The sequence below is a fragment of the Methylophilus sp. Q8 genome (genome assembly GCF_000800115.1).
Lineage (GTDB): Bacteria > Pseudomonadota > Gammaproteobacteria > Burkholderiales > Methylophilaceae > Methylophilus.
Window position 1 is genome coordinate 16,574 of record NZ_JUHE01000001.1, and the last position, 22,981, is coordinate 39,554.

Below are 22,981 nucleotides of genomic sequence, written 5' to 3' on the forward strand. Positions count from 1 at the left end.
TTCTCTCAATCTTCCGAATGTTTTTGTATGTTGCTTATTGCTTGCTCAAGCTGCTTGAGCTTGAGGTTGTGTTGTTCCAAATGGCGGATGTTTGCGGCCGTCCGTAGCCAGTCTTCATGCTTCTGAAATGGCATCAGCGCCGTATAAGTGCCGACCTGCTGTATCGAGCGCATAATCATGGAGCCGGGTGAGATGGTCACACCATCAACGATGTGCAAATGACCCAGTATCATGGCCGCCCCGCCAATTTTGCAATGTGCGCCGATCACGGCACTACCCGCAATACCAACGCAGCCCGCAATCACAGTATGCGCGCCAATACGAACATTATGGGCGACCTGTATCAAATTGTCCAACTTCACACCGTCTTCGATCACCGTATCATCCAGTGCACCACGATCCACCGTCGTATTAGCACCGATATCGACATGATCGCCGATGACCACGCGGCCAATTTGCGGTATTTTAACCCATTGGCCCTGCTCTTCCGCATAACCAAAACCATCATTACCAATGACGCAGCCGGAAAACAAATGGCAATGGCTACCAATAACAGTGCCATGTTTGACGACAACACGCGGTTCGAGCACGGTATGTGCACCAATGGTGACATCATCTTCAATCACGCAACCGGCGCCAATGCGCACATCACGCCCTAACTTCACGCGATCGCCGATGCTAACCATGGCATCTACCGTCAACTCTGACGGCAAATGGGTATCAAAACCAATCGCGGCGCTGGCATGCACGTGACTCACATACTGCCGCGGCGGATTCATCAATGCGGACAGCTTGGCAAAGTATGCATATGGATTATCAGTGAGAATACATGGCAACATCGTCAAGTGACGATGCTCTGGCCGCAGGATCACCGCCGCTGCTTGCGTGGCTTGCAATGATTGTGTGTATTTGGTGTCATTAAAAAATGCAATCGCACCAGACTGCGCTTGCGCCAGAGAGGCCAGGCGAGACACCTTTAACGTTGCTGCATCAGTATGCGTGCCGATATCAACCTGTCCACCCAGAGACGCAACAATCTCTTGTAATGTAAAGTGTTGCGCCATAGTGAAGTACTACCCTTGAGAATAACTTGAGAACGATGATCGCTGGTTATTTTTTACCCAGCAATTTAAGGACTTTATCTGTAATATCGATACGTTTGCTGGCATATGCCACGCCGCTGTAAGCGACCAGGTCATAGCCTTCGCTTTCGGAAACCGTTTGCACCGCCTTGTTAATACGCTCCTGCAATAAAGCCAGTTCTTCATTCTTGCGCAGGTTAATATCTTCACGTAATTCGCGTTGCTTGCTCTGAAATTCAAGACGCAGGTTATTTAACTGTCGCTCTTTTTGACGGCGGTCAGACTCAACGATATTGGCCCGGTCATGATCCAACTGGGATTCCAGGTCGCGTATTTGCTTTTGCAGCTTATCCAGCTCCAGTGAGCGCGGGCTAAACTCTTTTTCCAGCTTTTTGCCAGTTTCAGCTGTTTGCGGTGCTTCCTGCAACAGTTTATCTACCTGTACATAGCCAACCTTGAAATCAGCAGCCATCGCCTGGCCGCAGCACAGCAAGAGGCCCAGCAACCCTACCAGAATCCTTCTCATGCGATCACTCCCTTCCGAGCCTGCCTTGTCACAACCTGATGCTGTTCAAACATTAGAATTGCTGACCGAACTGGAATTGCAACATTTGTGTGTCATCACCACTCTTATCGTTCAACGGTTTGGCCAGCACCAGCTTCAATGGACCGAATGGAGACACCCAGGTCACGCCCACACCGGTCGAGAATCTCAAGTATTCAGAGTTAATTGAATCATCTTTACCATAGACACCACCGCCATCGACAAATGCACTCAGCCTGAACTGGTTGGATTGCGACACAAATGGCACCGGCATAAACAACTCAACGTTACCAACGAAGCGCTTGGTACCACCCACGGCAAAGTCTGAACCTGTGCTTGGGTTGATTTGACGCGGACCCAAGGAGGAGTTCAGGAAGCCGCGTACGCTGTTCACGCCGCCGGCATAGAAGTTCTTGAAGAACGGATAATTCTTGCCGCCATAACTGTCAGCATAACCAGCTTCACCGTTCAGCATCAGCGTGAAGTCTTTACCTAAGTCTTTGTACCAACTATGTTGATAGCTGACTTTGTAATATTGCAAATCCAACCCTGGAATAGACACATCCCCGGACAGACGTTGCAGCACACCACGACGCGGGAACAGGATATTGTCACGCGAGTCATACGTCCAGCCTGCGTTAAACACGATGGAGTTACTGCTACAACCATTGTTATTACCGCAGAAGTTCAGGTATTGAATTGGGCTGCTGGCAGACAGCTCAACATCGGTAAAGTCCAGCGTCAAACCGGCACTGATAAAGTCCATTTCGGACATTGGCATACCAAAACGTACACCAACCCCGTAAGACTGGCTGTTATAAGTACCCACATTCAATGTACTGGAGTTTCTGCGGCTGGTATCGACGTCACGGCGATAAATATCGAAGCCACGGCTGATACCATCTGGCGTGTAATAAGGGTCAGTATAAGACAGTGAATAAACCGTATTGTAGCTGCTGGTATTCACTTGCAAGGCCACGCGATTACCAGTGCCCAGGAAGTTAGGCTGGTTAATGTTAAAACCAAGCACCACACCATCACTACTGGATAAACCGGCACCAAACTGCACGCTACCGGTGGCTTTTTCGGCCACGGTCACATTCATGTCCACCTGATCATTGATGCCTGGAACGCCCGGCGTTTCCAGCTCAACCGTATCAAAGAAGTTCAAGCGCTGAATACGCTCTTTAGAACGTTTGATCTTATCGCCAGCATACCAGGCCGACTCCAATTGACGCATTTCGCGGCGAACCACAGCATCGCGCGTACGGGTGTTACCTTGTACGTTAATCCGTCGCACATACACTTTGCGGCCTGGGTCAACGAAGAAAGTAAACGCAACCGTATGCTCCAGCTTGTTGATTTCAGGCACCGCGTTCACGTTAGCAAAGGCGTAACCCTCTTCACCCAGCTTGTCATTCATGTTCTTGCTGGCATCCGTCACCTTCTGGCGGCTAAATACTTCGCCATCCTGGATATTGATCAGCTTGCGCAAGTCCTCTTCCGGCAGCAACATATCGCCAGCCAGTTTGGTCTTGCTGATATTGTATTTTTCACCTTCTGTGAGGTTGATATTGATATACACATCGCGTTTATCAGGCGAGATTGACACTTGTGTCGAATCAATCGAAAACTCCAGATAGCCCTGGTTCATGTAAAACGAGCGTAAAGCTTCCAGGTCAGCCGTCAGTTTTTGCTTGGAATACTGGTCATCTTTATTCCACCAGCTCATCCAGTTCGGCGTGGTCAGCAGAAAGTTGGCACGCAGATCTTCGGTCTTAAATAAATGGTTACCAACAATATTGATGTCACGGATCTTGGCAGCCGGACCTTCGGTAATTTCAAAGCGAATCGCCACACGGTTACGCTCTAATGGACTTGCCGTTGCTTTTACTTCCGCGCTGTATTTACCTTGTGACAGGTATTGGCGCTTGATTTCCTGCTCGGCTCTGTCAAGTTGGGATTTATCGAAAATCTGGCCTTCTGCGATACCAATTTGCTTCAGGCCGTCCTTGATTTTGTCTGTCTGGAAGGATTTATTACCACTAAAGTCAATTTGCGTGACAGAAGGACGCTCCTGCACGGTCACGACCAGTACATCGCCTTCATTTTCAATACGCACATCTTTAAAAAAACCAGTTGCATACAGGGATTTAATCGCCTGCGCGGCTTTTTCGTCACTCATGACATCACCTACCTGCATGGGTAGGTAATTAAATACGGTCCCTGGTTCAGTACGTTGCAGGCCTTCGACACGGATATCGGTAATCACAAAAGGCTCTGCGGCATACGCGCTGACGTGCATCACCCCCGCCAATAAACACAACCACAATTTGGAACTGGATTTTATTCTCATTAACTATGCTTTCAACCTATCAGGTAACGATTGATGTCATTAAAAAATGCAATCACCATCAATGCCCCTAAAATACCTAAACCCAGACGCTGCCCAATCGCCAACACCTTGTCAGGTAATGGTTCTCCTCGTATCAATTCCGCCATATGATACAACAAATGACCGCCATCCAATACTGGAATCGGTAGCAGATTCATGACGGCAATACTGATACTCAGTAAAGCAATAAATCCTATATAGGGCTTGAGCCCCATCCCGGCAGACTCGCCCGCGGCATCGGCAATGCTCACCGGCCCGCTAATGGCTTTGAGTGACGCCTGGCCGGTGACCATTTTGCCCAGCATTTTCAAGGTAAATGCGATGGTTTCCTGCATTTTATCCAATGCGCGTATGGCTGCTTGTGAGGCACTGTACTGGCGAATCACCTGATAAGGCGTTAAATCAACGGCATCCATATTAACGGCAGCCCCCAAGCGGCCGATTCTTTGCCCGCCTTGCTGTATAGCCTCGGGTAACAATTTCACCTGCAGCAGGCTATCCCCACGCTGATACTCGACTTTCAACGGCTGTGCAGGGCTGGCGCGCACTAATTTTACAAATTGCTGCCAGTCTGCAATAGGTTTCTGATTGACTTTGAGGATACGATCACCTGCTTGCAAGCCACTCTGCTCGGCAACTGAGCCTGCCATAATGTCGCCAATCACCGCCGGCACCACTGGCATTAATGCTGCTAGCCCGGCTTTTTGCATCACGTCACCATCCGGCTCGCCAGCTAGCTGGTTCAGCGGCAATACCTGCTGATGCACTTCACCTTGTGGCGTTCTGGTGACTACCGCCACCGGCTTATGCACCATCCAGCTTTCCAGCAACTGCCATTGTGCCTCCTGCCAGGTGGCGACTGGCTTACCATCCAGCGCAACGATGAGGTCGCCTTGGCGCAACTTGGCAACTGCCGCTAATGAGCCCTGTTCTACCGGGCCAATATAGGGTTTGAGTCCAATTTCCCCCTGGGCAATCAAGCCCCAATAGCACACAAATGCCAGCAAAAGGTTGGCTAACGGGCCAGCAAATACGATCCACATTTTCGCGGCGATCGACTGCTTGTCAAACGCTTGCGACCAGTCAGTGCCAGGCGCAGGCGCCACATCCGCCTCGCGACTATCCAGCATTTTGACGTAGCCGCCCAACGGAATCCACGACAAAACCCACTCGGTAGCTTGCGCATGTGCCTGATATTTGAAGATAGGCTTGCCAAAGCCAATAGAAAATTTAAGCACTCGCACGCCACAGCTGCGTGCTGCCAGGTAATGGCCAAATTCATGAATGGTGACCAACACACCAATGGCAACGATAAACGCCCAGATGGAGGTCATACGCTGACGGCCTTGCGCACCGGGGCGATGGTCATATTAGCAATCGCTTGTGTCACAAATGCTCTGGCTTCTGCATCAATGGCCAGCAATTGCTCGATAGACTGCACATGATCAGGAGGCAGATGCTGCAAAGTCATTTCCAGCAAACGTGGAATGTCCAGATATTGAATCTGCTCACGCAAGAAGGCAGCCACCGCCACTTCGTTGGCCGCGTTGAGGATAGCGGGCGCCGTGCCGCCTGCGGCCAATGCGTCATAGGCTAATCGCAGACATGGAAAACGCTCGGTATCAGGCGCCTCAAACTCCAGCTTGGCCACTTCAATCAAACTCAGCGGTTTCACACCGGAGGCAATGCGCTCAGGGTATGCCAGACCATAGGCAATCGGCGTGCGCATATCAGGGTTACCCAATTGCGCCAGAATGCTGCCATCGACATAAGACACCATGGAGTGAATCACACTTTGCGGATGCACCACGACTTCGATCTGCTCGGGACGCGCATCAAACAGCCAGTGCGCCTCAATCACTTCCAGCCCTTTGTTCATGAGCGTAGATGAATCTACGGTGATTTTTGCCCCCATCACCCAATTCGGATGTTTGAGTGCCAAGGCAGGTGTCACTTCCTGCAACTGTGCCTGCGTGTAGCCACGGAAAGGGCCACCGGATGCCGTAAGGATAATCTGGTTAACGCCGACATCACGCAAGTCGCTGTAAGCTTGCCTTGGCATGACCTGAAAGATGGCATTATGCTCGCTATCAATCGGCAACAAGGTGGCTTGCCCTTGTTTGACCGCATCCATAAACAATTGGCCTGCCATCACCAGGGTTTCTTTATTCGCCAGCAAAATCTTTTTGCCTGCTTTCGCCGCGGCTAGCGCAGGCAACAAGCCTGCGGCACCGACAATCGCCGCCATCACAACGCCCACCTCGGCATGTGCAGCCACTGCTGTCAGGCCTTCTACCCCGGCCAACACTTCTATGTTGAGCTGCTCGGCCTGCACTCGTTGCTGTAACAAACGGGCGGCTTCGGCATCCTGCATCACGGCATAACGCGGCTGATATTGCACACATTGCTGCAGCATGGCCTCCACATTGCTATGGGCCGTAAGCGCAAACACGCCATAGCGGCCAGGATGTTGTGAAATCACATCCAGTGTCTGCTGACCGATGGTGCCGGTGCTGCCGAGTATGGTGACGTATTGCAAAATAACCTCTTAAAACGAATAAGACTGTTGCCAGTAATGAAACCAGAACAGCAGGCACATGCCAATAGGCAACGCCGGAATCACGCCATCGACGCGATCAAGCAAGCCACCATGTCCAGGCAAGAATTGGCCACTATCCTTAAGATTGGCGCGACGTTTAAAAAAGGATTCAAACAGGTCACCATAAATACCGGCGATGGTCACCACCCACAATCCTGGCAACACCCACCAGGTCGCAACGGCACCGGTGATTTTCAAGCCAGCGGCATAGGCAGCCACAGCCAGCAATGCGCCAGCCACACCCTCCCAGGTCTTGCCGGGGCTAATGGCAGGTGCCAGTTTGTGTCGCCCAAACTGCTTACCTGCAAAATAAGCCGCACTGTCTGCGAGCCAGATGGTGGAAATAATCACCAATAACACATAGGGATTCACTTCCTTGGCAGTGACCAAGGCCATCCACAATGACATCATCAAGCCCCAGCCCAATAGCAGGTTGAGTGCTTTGTGTTTGAAGAAATCATTAAAAAACAGCGCAACAGGCACGACCAATAGCCAAAACACACTGGCCGCAACAAACACTTGCAACGCGCGATAAAAAAACCAGTGAAAGCCAAATTGGTGTAACAAATACAGCAACCCTACGCCAGTCACAGCAGAAACAGCCAGGAAAACACGCGTTTGTGCCACACTGAGTTGTAAGAAGCCCGCCCATTCACGCAAGCAAACCAGCGTCAGCGCCAGCATCACAGCAGCCCATCCCATGAGAGGCAAGCAAAACAGCGCTGGCAAAAACAAGCCCAGCAATACAATTGCGGTAATGATTCTGGTTTTTAACATAGTTTACTTAGAGGTACCGCTATCGGAAGTCAGCTGTTCACTGGTGCGGCCAAAACGTCTTTCGCGTTGATGATACGAAGTCAATGCAGCCTCAAACGCCGCATCGTCAAAGTCAGGCCACAAGGTAGGGGTAAAATACAGCTCGGTATAAGCCAGTTGCCACAGCAGAAAGTTACTGATGCGAGTTTCGCCGCCGGTACGGATAAACAAATCCGGTTCTGGGGCATAAGGCATGGATAAATAAGGCGCCAGGTCTGCTTCGCTGATGGCAGTCACATTGCCCTTGTCAGCCAGCAGCTGATTCACCGCATGCACCACATCCCAACGGCCGCCATAGTTGACGGCAATCGTCAGTGTCAAACCGGTATTGCTAGCCGTTTGCTGCTCAGCCTCCAGCATTTTTTGCTGCAGGGCCTGATTAAACGGGCTGCGGTCGCCAATCAGCTTTAAAATCACATTGGCCTCATGCAATTTCCTGACTTCTCTATCCAGCGCCTCCAGAAACAGGCTCATCAAAAAAGTCACTTCATCCGGCGGTCGGCGCCAGTTTTCACTACTGAAAGCAAACAGGGTCAGGTATTTGATATCGAGACGGACACAGGCTTTCACCAGCGCACGTACAGACTCCAGGCCACGCTGATGACCAGCCACGCGGGGTAAAAAACGCTTTTTTGCCCAACGTCCGTTGCCATCCATAATCACCGCAACATGTTGCGGCACTTCCTGAATAGGCGGAACTTGCTTGGTAGAACTGGAAAATAAACCCAAATCGATCCCTGATTCCCTGATCGCGGTTAAACCGCCATCAAATCTGTTTCTTTTTGCTGCAAAATTTTGTCGACTTCGGCCACGGCCTTGTCGGTCATTTTCTGAACTTCGTCTTGTGCACGACGCTCATCATCTTCAGAAATCGCTTTATCCTTGATCAATTTTTTCAAGGCATCGTTAGCATCGCGACGCACGTTACGGATCGCCACCTTTGCACCCTCACCTTCGGAGCGCACAATTTTGGTCAAATCACGGCGGCGCTCTTCAGTCAGCATTGGCATAGGCACGCGGATCAAATCACCATTGGTGGCTGGGTTCAAACCCAGGTCACAGTCACGGATTGCTTTCTCAACTTTGGCAATCATGTTTTTTTCGTAAGGCTGCACGTTCAGTGTACGCGCATCGCCCAGATTGATGTTGGCCACCTGGCTAACGGTCACCATAGAGCCGTAATATTCCACCATCACGTGATCCAGCAAACCGGTATGGGCACGGCCTGTACGGATTTTCGCCAGATCGGTTTTCAATGCTTCCAGTGATCTATGCATTTTCTGCTCAGCAGATTTTTTAATTTCTTCAACCATCGTTACTCTCCAATCTTCATGCCAGGCTTAAGCCATGACACGCGTTCCTTCATTTTCGCCCAAAATCACGCGTTTCAATGCACCTTCTTTAAAGATGCTGAACACCGCAATCGGCATTTTCTGGTCACGGCACAGCGTAAATGCCGTGGCATCCATGACTTTTAAGTTCTTGTTGATCGCCTCATCATAAGAGACGATATCATAGCGTGTCGCCGTCGGGTCTTTTTTCGGGTCCGCCGTGTAAATACCGTCTACCTTGGTCGCTTTCAATACGATTTCCGCATCAATTTCTACACCGCGCAAAGCTGCCGCAGTATCGGTAGTAAAAAACGGGTTACCGGTGCCGGCACCAAAAATCACCACTTTACCCTCTTCCAGGTAACGAATCGCTTTGCCACGGATATAAGGCTCAGCCACGGCTTCAATATTCAACGCACTTTGTACGCGCGCAGCCACACCAGCGTGCTTCATGGCATCTTGCAAAGCCATGGCGTTCATCACCGTGGCCAGCATGCCCATGTAATCGGCAGTTGCCCTGTCCATACCTTCAGCTGCGGGGGCCACACCACGGAAAATATTGCCGCCACCGATGACGATGCCTACTTGCACGCCCATGCTGACGACTTCTTTGACTTGCGCCACGATGGCCGTCACTGTTTCGCGATTAATGCCATAGGCATCATCACCCATCAGCGCCTCACCAGACAACTTGAGCAATATGCGCTTGAAAGCAGGTTGTGCCATGATAATTTTCCCAAACTCAAAATGTGCTTATTTAATCACAAAACGCGCTTTCTTTGGCGTCTTGCGCCCGTTTTGGGCATAAAAAAAGTGGAATCCTGGGATTCCACTTTTTGGGATACCGCTTTAAAAAGTCAATTAGACTTTAGCAGCAGCAGCCACTTCAGCAGCGTAATCAACCACTGCTTTTTCAATGCCTTCACCTACCACGTACATGCTGAACGAAGCCACGCTTGCACCTTTGGATTTCAGCAATTGCTCGATGCTCAGTTTGTCATCCTTAACAAAAGCCTGGCTCAATAAAGTCACTTCTTTCAGGAACTTCTGCACAGTACCTTCAGCGATTTTTTCCAGCATAGCTTCCGGCTTGCCTGCTTCTTTGGCTTTTTCAATCGCAACACGGCGCTCAGCGTCGATCAGCGCAGCATCTACACCAGTGGCATCCAGTGATTTTGGTTTAGCTGCAGCAATGTGCATAGCGATATCTTTACCCAATGCTTCATCGCCACCAACCAAGTCCAGCAACACACCGATTTTGCTACCGTGTACATAGCTAAACAATTGGCCTTTTGCTGGCGTGCGAACAAAACGGCGTGGCGTGATGTTTTCACCGATCTTACCAACCAATTGCGCGCGAACAGCTTCAGCGGTCTCGCCACGCAGTGGCAGTGTACCTACGGCTTCAATATCAGCCGGGTTATTTTCGTTCACAGTTTGTGCCAGATCGCCTACAAACTTCAGGAATTCTTCGTTCTTGGCACAGAAGTCAGTTTCAGAGTTGACTTCAATCAATGTACCCAGTTTGCCATCAGCAGAAATGCTGATGCCTACAGTACCTTCAGCCGCAACGCGACCAGCAGCTTTGCTGGCCTTGTTACCAAAACGCACGCGCAGAATTTCTTCTGCACGGGTCATGTCGCCTTCAGCTTCGGTCAACGCTTTTTTACAGTCCATCATCGGGGCATCGGTGCGCTCACGTAAGTCTTTCACCATGCTTGCGGTAATTTCAGCCATTTATTGCTCCTTTTATTCAACGACTCTGTTATTCAACGACGCGCTTGTTTAGGAACAAGGCCGTCGCAGTCAATATTCTTTTCAGTGTATCAAGGCTGTGTGACAGACAGATTGCGACATCACACACTCAACACCAATAAACTCAGCACAATAGAAAAAGGGGCGATGCGCCCCCTTTTCAAGCCATCCGAAATTACTCGGCAACAGCCTCAGCTGCTGGTGCAGTTTCTTCCTGAGCAGCTTTTACGATTTCAGAAATCGCGTTTGCGCGACCTTCCAATACCGCATCTGCCATGCCACGTGCATACAAACGAATCGCACGTGAGGAGTCATCGTTACCAGGGATCACGTAAGTGATGCCGTCTGGAGAGTTGTTAGTATCCACGATACCGATCACTGGAATACCCAGTTTACGTGCTTCAGTAATCGCGCCGCTTTCATGACCAACGTCGATCACGAAAATCGCATCTGGCAAGCCACCCATTTCCTGGATACCGCCGATAGAACGCTCCAGCTTTTCGATTTCGCGCTTGATACCCAAGGCTTCTTTTTTACCGAATTTATCGATGCTGCCGTCTTGGATCATGGCTTCAAAGTCGTTCAGGCGTTTGATAGACTGCTTCACTGTTTTGAAGTTAGTCAGCATACCACCCAACCAGCGGTGATTAACATATGCACAACCAGCGCGCTGCGCTTCTTCTTTAACGATATCACGGGCTTGACGCTTGGTGCCCACGAACAGAATACGACCCTTGTTTGCTGCCAGTGTGCGCACGTATTTTTGTGCTTCTTCAAACAGTGGCAGTGTTTTTTCCAGGTTTACGATATGAATTTTGTTACGATCACCGAAGATGAACTCAGCCATTTTCGGGTTCCAGTAACGAGTTTGGTGGCCAAAGTGAACACCGGCCTCCAGCATTTGACGCATAGTCACAGACATGATTTTAGTCTTTCCATTCAAAGGGTTATTCATTAACATGCAATCAAAAACACCCGATTAAAGGCACCCAATGTGATTGCATGCAAGTTAATTGACATGAAAGTCAATCCAAAATTATAGCGCTTAAATCAATTGCTTTCAAGCACTTAACTGTTTTATCAGCATCGCTGGCGTCCCCGTCAGGACTCGAACCTGAAACTAGCCCTTAGGAGGGGCTGGTGATATCCTGTTTCACCACGAGGACCGCGGCGCTATTTTAAACGCAAGCGACCTTTGGACATAGCTTTAAGACACTCAACTGCTCAGAAACTTCTGGTGTACACGCATAGCTGTTACACATGGGAGGTTTCCTTGAGAAAACAAATACACCTACAGACCCGAAACGGAGTCTATTATTTTCGGCGCAGAATTCCTGAAGACTTGCTTCATTTATACCTTCCTAAGCGAGAGTTTATTTTCAGCCTCGGCACACGAGACCCTGCGGAAGCTGATCGTTTACAGCGCAGGAGTTCTGTAACACTTGATGATGAGTTTCACCAAGTCCGACTGGGCTTAAAAGCACCAGATGCACACATAACGCTATTAGATGCAGCTAAACCAGTAGCCTTCCCAATCACTTACGCTACACATGCAACTTCACCAGCGCAGCAACCAAAGATAACCTTGAAGCCCGACAGCTTCGAAGGGCTTAAAGATTATTGGTTAACACAATCCCCTAAGAGTCGATCAGCTTTTGCTGAAGCCGATACCGTCATCAAGAAGTTTAGGAAGCTAGTCGGCAAACTGAGACCTAGTGAAGTCACAAGAGATCACCTAGTATTACTCAAAGACAAGATGCTTAAGGCTGGTACAGCTCCTGCAACCATCAACAAAGGCCGTGCAATACTTGCAGCTATGTTTAGTACTGCCGTAGCCAATTCCAAGCTTCCTAACAATCCCTGCGCGAACATGAAGAAGTTAGCCGTTCCAACAAGAGAGGAAGAGCCGCCTTACACGATCCATGAGCTACAGATCATATTCAACTCCCCAGTATTTACAGAAGGCTTGAGGCCAGCTCAAGGAAAAGGTGAAGCTGCCTTTTGGCTACCGTTGATTGGACTGTACACAGGTTGCAGAGTAAACGAAGGCGCTCAACTGTTTACCGAGGATGTACAAGAACAGGATGGCATACCCTACTTTGTAGTCAAGCCTGATTCAGCTACAGGGCGAAGCGTTAAGGATGGCAAGAGAAGGCGCGTACCTATTCATCCTGACCTAGTTCGTATGGGTTTACTTGAGTATGCCTCTAGGATGAAACTTGAAGGACACCTACAGCTCTTCCCTGAGCTTAAAGTTAGCCGTACTGAAGGGAAGCTTGGAGACAAATGGGGAGCATGGTGGAGTAGCTACATTAGGAAAGATTTAGGCATCACTAGAATCCCCCAACCCTTTCATGCTTTCAGACATACCTTCGTAGAACATGGCCGTAAATCTGGAATGGACTCAGAACTAAGAAGGCTTATTGAAGGGCACGCACCGAATACTGTAGAGTTTAAGCACTACGGTAGTAGTTTGTACCCCCTGGAGCCTTTGCATCAAGAGATATTAAAACTGAATTTTAAGGGACTAAACATTAGTCACCTTATAAAATCAGCATAGATTACCATCTGGCACTTCCCTAAATCACTCATATTTTTTGCGCTGAAACTCGGCACTTGCAACTGGATCATTAAGATGCTCAATCAATTCGCTTAATATTATTAGGTCGCAGTGCTTACCACCAGTTTCGATATCAGTTAGTACATGAGTAACACCATGATATTCCCGCTGATCTGAATTCTCAGGAATTAAAAATGAGGTAACACCGTATCTCTCTTTGTACATGTCTCCAGTTGTCCACGCTATACAAAGATTAATATCCTTGATATTTTTATCTTGACTGTCAAAGTCTTCAATTAACCCGTCCAGACAGAACTTATATTCCAATATTCTAGGCTGAGTTACCTTACCCCCCAGCGTTTCAGCTACTGTCACTGGCACTCCAAGGGGATTTTGCTCAGGATCATAAATATACAAATTTTTATCAAGATCAAAAACTATCTTGAATAATCCGTCATATGTAAACCGCTCATTAGTTGACATTATACTTATGCCTCTAATAACTCCCCCAGCAATCAACTGATGGAACAAAGCAATAACATCTTGCTCTCTAGTGGGCGTTGAAGTTATAGAAACTCGCTCTGTTGGCTTAAAGAAATGTTGACTTTTTAAGACCAGGGGAGCTGCTGCTTCATGTGCGAGCATCTCACTCTTCCAATCGGTTATTTGCGTTTCACGCACCAAGTCTGGAGCAACACCAGTATTAGGCTTTAAGAGATATCTCAGTTTTGAAAGATGTGACTCTGTGATTTTCTTGGCCAACTCCTTAGAGAAGTCTGTAAGCTCTCGATGGAAACCCTTACGCCCCATGTCGGGAGTGTAATTTTCAAAATGAATCAAAAAATGCAATTGATTTTGTCTTCCGATATTTCGGTTAAGAGGAATCTGAATCGTCTCACCTTGCGGCATATTGTTAGCGGCCAATTGGATACCACTAGTCAGAACCTTATAGCCCGACCTTAAACCTAATGACTCGTTAAAAACATTCCATACTTTTGCAGTGTGGCCAAACTCCATACTAACTACAGGATTATGTTTTTTTATAATATCTTTCTCATCTTCATCTAAGGTACCACCCAGCATGTCTTCAAGCTCTGCTGAAGTCCAGGTCTCATAGATAAAATCCAGATTTCTGTATTTATCGGGCATCTTTCGTTGCCCTCCAAATTTCTCAAAAATGGCCCTAGACTCTTTGTTAAGCTCTCTCACTGTAGCTTTTTTTGCAGCAGCCTTATAAAGCCAATGATATGAAGTCCCTAGCGAACTAATACTCGTAACCTTCCCAGCGGAATGCACATTGATACTTACCAGTATAGTTTCATTAGGAAAAATTGAACCTAAGCCTGTTTTAATTGAAAGGATTTTCTTCCATTTATCTGCCGTATCAGCTTTATTCCAATTTAGTTGTTTAGGATGAGTGTTCTCATCAAATCTAACAGTTATAGAAACGCCTCTATCATTTGCATCGAAAGCATCGTTAACATGCTTTGCATCATCCGGCTCAACTTTAGGATTGGCACCTTGAGCCTTAGATTTTATCCAATCAAGTGCACCTATTATTCTCCCCGAAGTTTCAAAGCCTGGAACTTTTGTCGAAATCTTCATGTAGTTAAAGCCATATGCGACATAGGTTGCTCCAACACCTTTGTGCCCACGCGTATTGCCGGACTTAAAGGAAAAATTTGGTGCCAAAAATTGCTCAAACTTTTCTTTATCTAACCCTATTCCATTATCGGTAACAGTAAGTGAATTTTCATCTAAATTGATATCTATATCTATTTTTGGTTTGTATGTTGATTGAGTCCCTGCTGACTTCTCTAAAACCTCTCTGGCCTCCACTGCATCTAGTGCATTCTGTATTAGCTCGCAGAAAGGGTCGTACCAGCCTACATATGAACTTAAAATATTTTCGATTTCCCTCTTAAGCGCACCAAGCGCAGCATCTGTTACCTTTGTATTCTTGAACTCAAGAGGATCAAAAGGGGTAAAACTCATCGTAAATCTCCAGGGAACATACTCATATACAACTACTCACGTAAATACTAACCTATAAAGGCAAATTTACTAAAAAAATCCGTCACTACATATCGTACTCTCTCACACCAGAATCCCCCCCGTAGCACACTTAACGGTCAGTTATCAATTCGGAACAATCTGGATACAATCAAGCTAACAAAAAAGATACTATCACCCAGTAAGATACAAAGACATGATTACAAAACCTACACTATTTATTCTTGGAGCTGGAGCGAGCATTCCTTACGGCTTTCCTTCAGGCTGGGAATTGCGGAATAAAATTTGCGAAGCTGCACAAGGTATAGACGCACCGATTGTACTTTCACTGAATACGGCCATTGGTGTTCCCTGTGAAGACATTATTGATTTTGCGAGGCGCTTTAAACAGTCACGCCTAATCTCAATTGATACGTTTTTAAGTAAGCGCCCGGAATACTCAAGGATTGGGAAAACGTTAATTGCCTATCAGTTAATCCCTAAAGAGCTTGATTACAACTTTGATAATCTAAATACAGATGATGATTGGTATTGCGCCCTTTGGAATGCATTGGCCTCAAACGCTAGAACCGTTGCTGAGCTTACAGAAAATAAAATTAAAATATTCACGTTTAACTATGATCGCTCTTTAGAGAGATACCTACACACGGCAATCATGAATACCTTCAATGTTAGTGAAGGCGAGGCATTAGACGGTTTGAAGCATTTTGATATCCAACATGTATATGGTTCATTGGGTGTTTTCGGCATATCGGATGATTATTCAAAAAACATAAGAGCCTACTCAGGGCTATTCGATAGAAACTCTGTGAATGTTGCAATTGAATCTCTAAGAGTTATTCCCGAAGCTAGAGCTGAAGATTCCGTATTCCAAAAGGTACAAGAGGCCTTTGTATGGGCAGACCATGTTTGCTTTCTAGGATTTGGATTTGATGCCCTGAACATACAACGGCTAGGGTTTAAAGGGATATCCCAGAGCCAAAATGGAGTTCACGTCAAAATGAACAAAAACATAGTTACGTCCTCCTTTGGTAAAACGAGAAGTGAAATGGAAATTGCTCATGCAGCGTTATTCGATAGCTACAATCATTTCAGAACTCCAGTTTGGGATTTTGCATTTGAGCATAGAAATCTTGAAACCTTGAGAAACTTTGCCTGGCTTCTTACTTAATCTCACCTGTTAAAAAATGACCATATTCTAACAGTCATAAACACGAATGTTAGAAAGTAGTCTATTGCATTTAATTACACATCCACATAAACTGACAGCACTTTCTAACACTTTATAAGGTTTGCACTATGTCTCGTTTGTTTGTTTATGGTCGAGTATCCACGGCTGAGCAAGACCCTGAGAATCAACACCTAGAGATACAACAAGCGGGCTATACGATAGACCCAAAGCGTGTCGTTCTGGAGAAAGTCTCAGGTGCTACTCCAGCAGACGCTAGAGAAGGCTTCAGTAAGCTCAAGGACAAGCTAGAGGCTGGAGATACACTCATAGTTACTAAGCTTGATCGTTTAGGCCGTGACTCAATAGACGTACAGCAGCAAGTGGAGTGGTTTAAGGCTAATTGTGTACGGCTGATCGTGTTGCAGCTTGGCAACCTAGATTTAACCTCTGAGGCTGGAGCATTTACTCTCAAGATACTCGCAGCTGTAGCTGACTTTGAACGTGGTCTAATTCGAGAGAGAACGCTCGCAGGACAAGCTAAGGCATGGAAAGCAGGTAAGACTAAGGGGAGGCCCTCAAAGACCACTAGCGAAGATCGTATAGTGATTCTAGATAGGCTGGCTAAAGGTGTAACAGTGAGTCAGGTGGCTAGAGATTACAAGATAAGCCGCGCTAGTGTTATCGGTATTAGAGAAGCTAAGAAAACCCTAGCTTGAGATTGATCTGATGTAAAGCCAAATAAATCCAACGTTACCCAGATTATCAAACAATATGCATCATAAATGATTTAAGAATGAATCAAAAAGTGCTAGCTTGGAGGTTAGTACAAAATTAACTATAAGGATAATAACGGTGAAATACATACTCATTTGCCTATTACTAGCGGCGTGCTCTTTATCTGATCAATCGCAATCAGATGCCGCCAGAGAAAAAATGGATATGTCGGTAGACTCCCCAACAGCCAAAATTGATTCTACTGCAACTGGAGACAGCAATCATTACTATGCAGTCTATGCCGATGGGGAGTATGGCTATGAACAAGCGATCAGCCAAGATGATATAAACGCTGGAAAAGGCGCAAGTCCTTTAATAATGTTTAAGTATCTTGGCGAAAATGATGGAGTACACCAAGTAATACTTACAGATAATGATGGCTCACAAGTAGTTTCAGAGTGTACAAGTCCTTGTAAATATTTCAAGGCGTCCGTGCTGAATTATGGCTACTTCATAAGGAAAGAAATGATGGCTGCCGCACCTGGAACAATCGGAGCCATGGTTTTTTTAGACGCATTTCAAGGTAAGTTAAAGCCCTACATTGAAGTAGACAAAAGCACCGGTATTAAATCCAGGTTTTGGTTTGATGGGCAGCGCTTAATCCAAACAAAGCTTAATGCGCCAGTGGAAAGTAAACCATCATATACACCTCCTGAAGAAGACTTCTCTTCAATGATAAAAAGACGAGCAAGTAAGGACATAGAAGTCTCTGAACCTCCCTCTCAAGATTCAGCTACCGGAGGGGTTGAAGAGTAATTCCCGTATGACAGAAGCACAACAGCTAATGCTTAAGGTAAAAATCAACCCTAGCTAGAAGGAAACTTCAAAGTCACCCACTCATCAGCTAGATGTTTCCATAGCTGGGCTGACAAAGCCACATACTCCTTGCGACTTAATTTTTCGTGCATGAGCTCCCATACTATTTTCTCTCCCGCCTCCGTACCTGGCAAAACGTTTTTAGACTGCGCTACCCAATAGTCCTCATGCAATTTCCGGTTATCAAGCTTAAATAATGCTGGTCGTACAACATCAACAAGCTGTACCGAACGAGTTTTATCGTAATACGGAAATTTCCTTAGCGTTGCATATATAGCGTAAGCCGCATAAATCTCCTCAGAAGCTTTAACGTGACCAATAGCGAGGTGCTGAGCTGTGCCATTTTTAGGATTATCGTTAAGATAGACTGCAAGCCTTTTCTTTTTATGAAACCACCTTAAAGCGTCATGTACCTCGGGATTGAAATCCATGACTTCTATCTGCTTAACCTCAAACGTTTGCCAATAAGAAAAAATATCTTCCCATGTCTTCATAATCGCATCCCAAACAACTTCTTCTCTTTTAGGTCGGCATCATACCCAAAATGAACCGAGATTAGATAGTTGTACTACATAAACCCTCACTAGGGGGAAACAAGCAATCTGGGCATAAACGCCCACCATTGATAAATAAAACCGCACCAGAGTTATTTACTGCGTCACTCTTCAGTTTCTCTTTTCATCTCAAAGACTTACAGCAATATCAGGGAATAAACCCTCACTACCAGATAAAGAATCAGTTTCATTAATCTGTTACCGACCAACTATCACGCCTCACTCTCAAGCACTGCTCTACTCCCGCCTTACTAGGGGTGGTTACTTCTTAGGAATCGAAATGCAACAACTTACAACAAACGAAACACCCAAAGACCGTCCATTCAATCCTCACAGGGAGCCAAAGTCCCAAGCTGCCATAGAGATTATCGAAAAGGTTATCGGGCAACTACTCACCTATGAAGATTACAAGAAAACAAGACAGCGTCAGCGTAATGCAAAGGACATGGAGTCATTCAAGAAAATCGTTAGTGCGATCATATGTGACCTAGTACATAACCAACTCACTACTCCAGACAAACTTGTGTACATCTCATTATCAAAGCGGATTCTGGGAAAGTCTGGAAGGTACAACTCTCCTATTCTTTCGAAAGTCTTACCCAACACTCTTGAAACACTTTCAGCACCAGAGATGGCATATGTCTCTATGGAAAAAGGCTACAGAGGATTCGATGATAGCTCTAACCGACGTACAACGATTACATGTGGCCCTAGACTACTTACTTTGATTCGCACTCACCGGTTATCGCTTTATGATTTAACTCAAAGCCTGACTCAGGAAATTATCATTTTGAAAGCTACCAAAGAGAGCTACTTCGATAAAGGTAAGTGGTCAGATTATGCCGATAGCGATTTAACTAAGAGTTATCGTACCCAGCTCCACTCAATCAACTCATGGTTAGCTGAGGCCGAAATACACTGTGACGATGATGTAGACATTTCCGACCGACTCTTAAAGCGACACTTCGCCAACAACTCCTTTGAATCAGGTGGGAGGCTATTCGGTGGCTTTTGGCAACACATGAGTAAGATTCAACGGAAATCCAACATCGTGATTGATGGAGGGTCTGTTACTACACTCGATTTCTCTCAAGCAGCTCCGAGGATTGCTTACGGACTAGTGGGAGCACTGCCCCCCATAGGGGATGCATACACACTCCCTTGCGGAAAATACAACCGTAAGGACATCAAGAAAATCTTCAATGCAATGATCTATGCTGAAGAGCCACTGAAGAGGTTTCCCAAAGGGACAAGAGAGGCGTTTGAACGGAGCACTAGCTTTAATCATGTGCAAGATGCAATTATGAATCATCACCAACCAATCTCTCATTTGTTTGGTAAAGGTATTGGGATGCAGCTAATGTTCATCGAAAGTCAGATTCTGATTTCAGCGTTACTGGAGTGTCAGTCAAGAGACATTGTTGCCTTACCTGTACATGATGCTTTGATCGTACCCAACTCCAGGAAAGCTAAGGTGCGGGACATCATGCTAGATTCATTCTTTAGGATTGCACATATTGAAGGTTCAGTGGCAGAGGAATGAGCTTAAGTCCTTATACCCTTATGGGGATATATCTCTTATGACAGATAACACTATAGATAATATACGGGCGTTTCTCCTTAAGAGGGGCCCGTAAGGAGGAGAACATTACCAAGTATGAAGAACGATAAACTACTTAGCAGGTTACAGAGCCACAGTTCCGTGCAGTCACGCTGCCGAATCATAGGGTGCCAGCAACTTACCAGCGCAAGCACAGGAGACGGATTAAACCTCAGATTCTGCAGAAGACATGAGGACTTCTATGAGCGTCATGGAAGTTATTACAAGGCGAGTTATACCACTCAGGAAATCACCCCATACGTGCAATCAGCCCGCAAGTGGCTCACAATCAATCAAAGCAATCCGACCGTCCACAGAGCAATGCTCAGTGTTAAGCGGTTGTACAGCGACGCAGGACAGCACATTGAGGCATTCAGGCTCACAGGACTGTCACCACGCGATCGTGCTAAAGCGGCTTGGGCCAGACTCAGAGTGTCTAACGTTGACCCCATCAAACCACTTGCTTCATGGATAGCCGTCGAGCTCATATCAATTAAAGCCCCTCAGGCAGAAAGGAAACAACACTATAAACGTGTACAAGCTGCAAAGTTGATTCACCGAATGGCTAGCGGTACTCATAAGACGTGGCAGCGCATCGATAGCAGTGGTGAAGTCCGAGTTGTGACTCTTCACAAATATCCAAGAAGCCGTGGCAAGGTTCTAGTGCATATTGGAGAGCAGATTGAAGCGGCCTGTGAGTTGATTATCAGCCACCACCTCAATGAAATATCTATCCCCTAACCCCACTTTTAATACAGAAGCCTCCTGGAGCAATCCTTGAGGCTTTTGTGTACAGATCGTTGCTAAGATTTTAGGATTGAGAAATAATATAGCTACTGCTACACATTCCTGTAGCGCATTCACACACCATGAGTTTCTAATGTGTTGAATTTAAAGCTATTCACTTAGTGCGACTCTAGGGCGTCCCCGTCAGGACTCGAACCTGAAACTAGCCCTTAGGAGGGGCTGGTGATATCCTGTTTCACCACGAGGACCGCGGCGCTATTTTAAACGCAAGCGACCAAAACGCCTACCCTGAAAACAACAAAATCAGACTTGCCGACGCAGCAGGCTTGTGAGTAACATGCGGTTTTCAGTCTCTTTAAGCTGCCGACAATGCACAGTTCAGTCATCAACCGTTATGCCGCCGCCATCCGTGATGCCATTCTGGCCCACGAAGCCGATATTGAATGCCTGGACCGCGAGATTGGCGATGGCGATCATTACATCAATATGAAGCGCGGCTGTGAAGCGATTGCTAGCCTGGCAGATGAACTCAACACCCTAAGCGCCGCTGATGCGCTGAACAAGATCGGCATGAAGTTACTCAGCACCATTGGTGGCGCCTCCGGCCCTTTATTTGCCAGCTTTTTTATGAGCATGAGTAAACCGCTTAAAACCAGCGACACCATGACCACACTGCAAATTGCACTTGCGTTTGAAGCAGGCGTGCAGGCGATCATGCAGCGCGGCAAGGCGCAAGCTGGTGAAAAAACCATGTTGGATGTCTTGATCCCGGTGGCCGCCGCATTCAAGCAACTGGCAGAGCAAGGTCAGTCCGGCAAAGACATCGCTGCGGCACTGAAAACCATCGCCAGCGACGGCCTGGAATCTACCCGCAATATGCTGGCGACCAAAGGCCGTGCTTCAGGCTTGGGCGAGCGCGCCATCGGCCACCTGGATGCTGGCGCAAAAAGCTGCCAGGTGATGATAGATACCATCTGTGACCTTGTGCTATCGAAACAATAAAACAAGGTCACTACAAGAAAACCACGCCCAGCCGGGCATTACGCCATACGCTCACCAAAGAACAGGGGCATTGATATGAAAAAATTCGTCAACAATGTTGATCACATGCTGGTTGAAAGCCTGACTGGCTTTGCCACGGCGCACGGCGACCTGGTCGAAGTGCAATTCGACCCCACCTTTGTCAGCCGCAAACAAAAATCACATAACAAAGTTGCCATCATTTCTGGTGGCGGCGCTGGCCACGAACCACTACATGCAGGCTATGTGGGTAAAGGCATGCTAGATGCGGCCTGCCCCGGCCAGGTATTCACCTCCCCGACACCTGACCAGATGCTAGCAGCGGCAGAAGCCGTGCATGCCGACAAAGGGGTGCTGTTTATTGTTAAAAATTATGCCGGTGATGTGATGAATTTTGAAATGGCGACTGAAATGCTACCGTTTGAACATGCAACGGTGCTCACTTCAGATGATTGCGCCGTCGTCAACAGCACGTATACCACTGGCCGCCGCGGTGTGGCAGGCACAGTGATTATCGAAAAATGTGTCGGCAGCCTGGCAGAAACCGGCGCTGACCTCGCCAGTTGCAAGGCACTGGGCGATAAAATCAACCTGCATACCTCCAGCATAGGCGCAGCGCTCACCAGTTGTACTGTGCCGGCCGCCGGTCGACCAACATTCGACATCAGCGACAGCGAAATCGAAATGGGTGTCGGCATCCATGGCGAACCCGGCCGTCGCCGCGAAGCGATGCGTACAGCGGATGCCATTGTCGACGACATGGTAAATGCCATCGTGCACGACTTCGAAGCCAAACAATTACCGACCCAAGGCGAGATTTTACTGCTGGTCAATGGCCTGGGCGCCACGCCACTCATGGAGTTATACCTGATTTACAACACGGCGGCTAAACTGCTCACAGAAAAGGGATTCAGCATTGCCCGCAGCCTGGTCGGTAACTATATTACCGCCATCGACATGGCAGGCGCTTCACTCACCGTTTGCCTGCTGGATAACGAGATCAAACAACACTGGGATAGCCCGGTACACACGGCCGGTTTACGCTGGGGCTGCTAAAAGCATCTATCCTCTCCCCTCTGAACCGGCCTGCCAGGGTCGGTCTGCCAAACTCAACCTACCGAAACTCAACCTACCGTAAGTGCAGTATTTTCATTTTCAGGCCGCCACTGTCAACCATCCACGCTTCCGTCCGTTTTCAACAAAA

General features: G+C 47.3%; 20 protein-coding genes and 1 tRNA gene. 7 read left to right on the plus strand and 14 right to left on the minus strand.

The features are described 5' to 3' along the window. Positions 1-5: 5 nt before the first annotated feature. The 12 genes from lpxD to GQ52_RS00145 form a co-directional block, all read right to left on the minus strand. The gene (lpxD, locus tag GQ52_RS00090) at positions 6-1,064 is read right to left on the minus strand and encodes a UDP-3-O-(3-hydroxymyristoyl)glucosamine N-acyltransferase (protein WP_047514007.1); all 1,059 of its coding nucleotides are present in this window, start codon (positions 1,062-1,064) and stop codon (positions 6-8) included. Between the two features lie 46 nt (positions 1,065-1,110). Further along, positions 1,111-1,608: an OmpH family outer membrane protein gene (locus GQ52_RS00095; RefSeq protein WP_024929810.1), complete on the minus strand. Its 498-nt coding sequence runs from the start codon at positions 1,606-1,608 to the stop codon at positions 1,111-1,113. 52 nt (positions 1,609-1,660) lie between these two features. Continuing rightward, positions 1,661-3,931: an outer membrane protein assembly factor BamA gene (bamA, locus tag GQ52_RS00100; protein WP_019881877.1), complete on the minus strand. Its 2,271-nt coding sequence runs from the start codon at positions 3,929-3,931 to the stop codon at positions 1,661-1,663. A gap of 62 nt (positions 3,932-3,993) precedes the next feature. Continuing rightward, entirely contained in the window at positions 3,994-5,355 is a 1,362-nt protein-coding gene (gene rseP, locus GQ52_RS00105) for an RIP metalloprotease RseP (RefSeq protein ID WP_047514011.1), read from the minus strand. Next, positions 5,352-6,560, minus strand: a complete 1,209-nt coding sequence (gene ispC, locus GQ52_RS00110) for a 1-deoxy-D-xylulose-5-phosphate reductoisomerase (RefSeq protein WP_047514014.1) — start codon at positions 6,558-6,560, stop codon at positions 5,352-5,354. The genes rseP and ispC overlap by 4 nt, the downstream gene beginning before the upstream one ends. A gap of 9 nt (positions 6,561-6,569) precedes the next feature. Continuing rightward, a complete protein-coding gene (locus GQ52_RS00115; RefSeq protein ID WP_047514018.1) occupies positions 6,570-7,397 on the minus strand; it encodes a phosphatidate cytidylyltransferase in 828 nt (275 codons plus the stop codon). A gap of 3 nt (positions 7,398-7,400) precedes the next feature. Then, the gene (locus GQ52_RS00120; RefSeq protein ID WP_019881873.1) at positions 7,401-8,165 is read right to left on the minus strand and encodes an isoprenyl transferase; all 765 of its coding nucleotides are present in this window, start codon (positions 8,163-8,165) and stop codon (positions 7,401-7,403) included. A 26-nt stretch (positions 8,166-8,191) separates the two neighbouring features. Further along, a complete protein-coding gene (gene frr, locus GQ52_RS00125) occupies positions 8,192-8,749 on the minus strand; it encodes a ribosome recycling factor (protein WP_019881872.1) in 558 nt (185 codons plus the stop codon). Positions 8,750-8,776: 27 nt separating this feature from the next. Continuing rightward, the gene (pyrH, locus tag GQ52_RS00130) at positions 8,777-9,493 is read right to left on the minus strand and encodes a UMP kinase (RefSeq protein ID WP_019881871.1); all 717 of its coding nucleotides are present in this window, start codon (positions 9,491-9,493) and stop codon (positions 8,777-8,779) included. A gap of 135 nt (positions 9,494-9,628) precedes the next feature. Continuing rightward, positions 9,629-10,504 (minus strand): translation elongation factor Ts, encoded by an 876-nt coding sequence (gene tsf / locus GQ52_RS00135; protein ID WP_019881870.1) that lies wholly within the window; start codon positions 10,502-10,504, stop codon positions 9,629-9,631. Positions 10,505-10,697: 193 nt separating this feature from the next. Continuing rightward, on the minus strand, positions 10,698-11,444 hold the full coding sequence (gene rpsB / locus GQ52_RS00140) for a 30S ribosomal protein S2 (RefSeq protein ID WP_019881869.1): 747 nt from the start codon (positions 11,442-11,444) through the stop codon (positions 10,698-10,700). 168 nt (positions 11,445-11,612) lie between these two features. Next, positions 11,613-11,688: transfer RNA gene (locus GQ52_RS00145), tRNA-Arg, on the minus strand. Between the two features lie 107 nt (positions 11,689-11,795). Between GQ52_RS00145 and GQ52_RS00150 the strand changes: the two genes are divergently transcribed. Further along, the gene (locus tag GQ52_RS00150) at positions 11,796-13,082 is read left to right on the plus strand and encodes a site-specific integrase (protein ID WP_052178985.1); all 1,287 of its coding nucleotides are present in this window, start codon (positions 11,796-11,798) and stop codon (positions 13,080-13,082) included. Positions 13,083-13,106: 24 nt separating this feature from the next. On the opposite strand, the gene GQ52_RS00155 is transcribed toward GQ52_RS00150, so the two are convergent. Further along, entirely contained in the window at positions 13,107-15,077 is a 1,971-nt protein-coding gene (locus GQ52_RS00155) for an ATP-binding protein (RefSeq protein ID WP_047514021.1), read from the minus strand. Between the two features lie 214 nt (positions 15,078-15,291). On the opposite strand from GQ52_RS00155, the gene GQ52_RS00160 reads away from it, so the two are divergent. From GQ52_RS00160 to GQ52_RS00170, 3 genes are all read left to right on the plus strand, one after another. After that, on the plus strand, positions 15,292-16,266 hold the full coding sequence (locus GQ52_RS00160) for a hypothetical protein (RefSeq protein WP_047514029.1): 975 nt from the start codon (positions 15,292-15,294) through the stop codon (positions 16,264-16,266). Positions 16,267-16,394: 128 nt separating this feature from the next. Beyond that, positions 16,395-16,982, plus strand: a complete 588-nt coding sequence (locus GQ52_RS00165) for a recombinase family protein (RefSeq protein WP_047514032.1) — start codon at positions 16,395-16,397, stop codon at positions 16,980-16,982. Between the two features lie 136 nt (positions 16,983-17,118). Next, positions 17,119-17,796 carry a hypothetical protein gene (locus GQ52_RS00170; RefSeq protein WP_152604404.1) on the plus strand — a complete coding sequence of 226 codons (678 nt, stop codon included), beginning with the start codon at positions 17,119-17,121 and terminating at the stop codon, positions 17,794-17,796. Between the two features lie 50 nt (positions 17,797-17,846). Here the strand turns inward: GQ52_RS00170 and GQ52_RS00175 are convergent, their stop codons facing one another. Next, positions 17,847-18,350: a hypothetical protein gene (locus GQ52_RS00175; RefSeq protein ID WP_047514038.1), complete on the minus strand. Its 504-nt coding sequence runs from the start codon at positions 18,348-18,350 to the stop codon at positions 17,847-17,849. Between the two features lie 340 nt (positions 18,351-18,690). Here GQ52_RS00175 and GQ52_RS00180 point away from each other — a divergent pair, with 340 nt between their 5' ends. From GQ52_RS00180 to dhaK, 3 genes are all read left to right on the plus strand, one after another. Further along, positions 18,691-19,953 (plus strand): hypothetical protein, encoded by a 1,263-nt coding sequence (locus tag GQ52_RS00180; protein ID WP_047514044.1) that lies wholly within the window; start codon positions 18,691-18,693, stop codon positions 19,951-19,953. A 1,173-nt stretch (positions 19,954-21,126) separates the two neighbouring features. Then, positions 21,127-21,759 carry a dihydroxyacetone kinase subunit DhaL gene (gene dhaL / locus GQ52_RS00190; RefSeq protein ID WP_047514047.1) on the plus strand — a complete coding sequence of 211 codons (633 nt, stop codon included), beginning with the start codon at positions 21,127-21,129 and terminating at the stop codon, positions 21,757-21,759. Between the two features lie 75 nt (positions 21,760-21,834). Beyond that, positions 21,835-22,833, plus strand: a complete 999-nt coding sequence (gene dhaK, locus GQ52_RS00195; RefSeq protein ID WP_047514050.1) for a dihydroxyacetone kinase subunit DhaK — start codon at positions 21,835-21,837, stop codon at positions 22,831-22,833. The last annotated feature ends 148 nt before the right edge of the window (positions 22,834-22,981 follow it).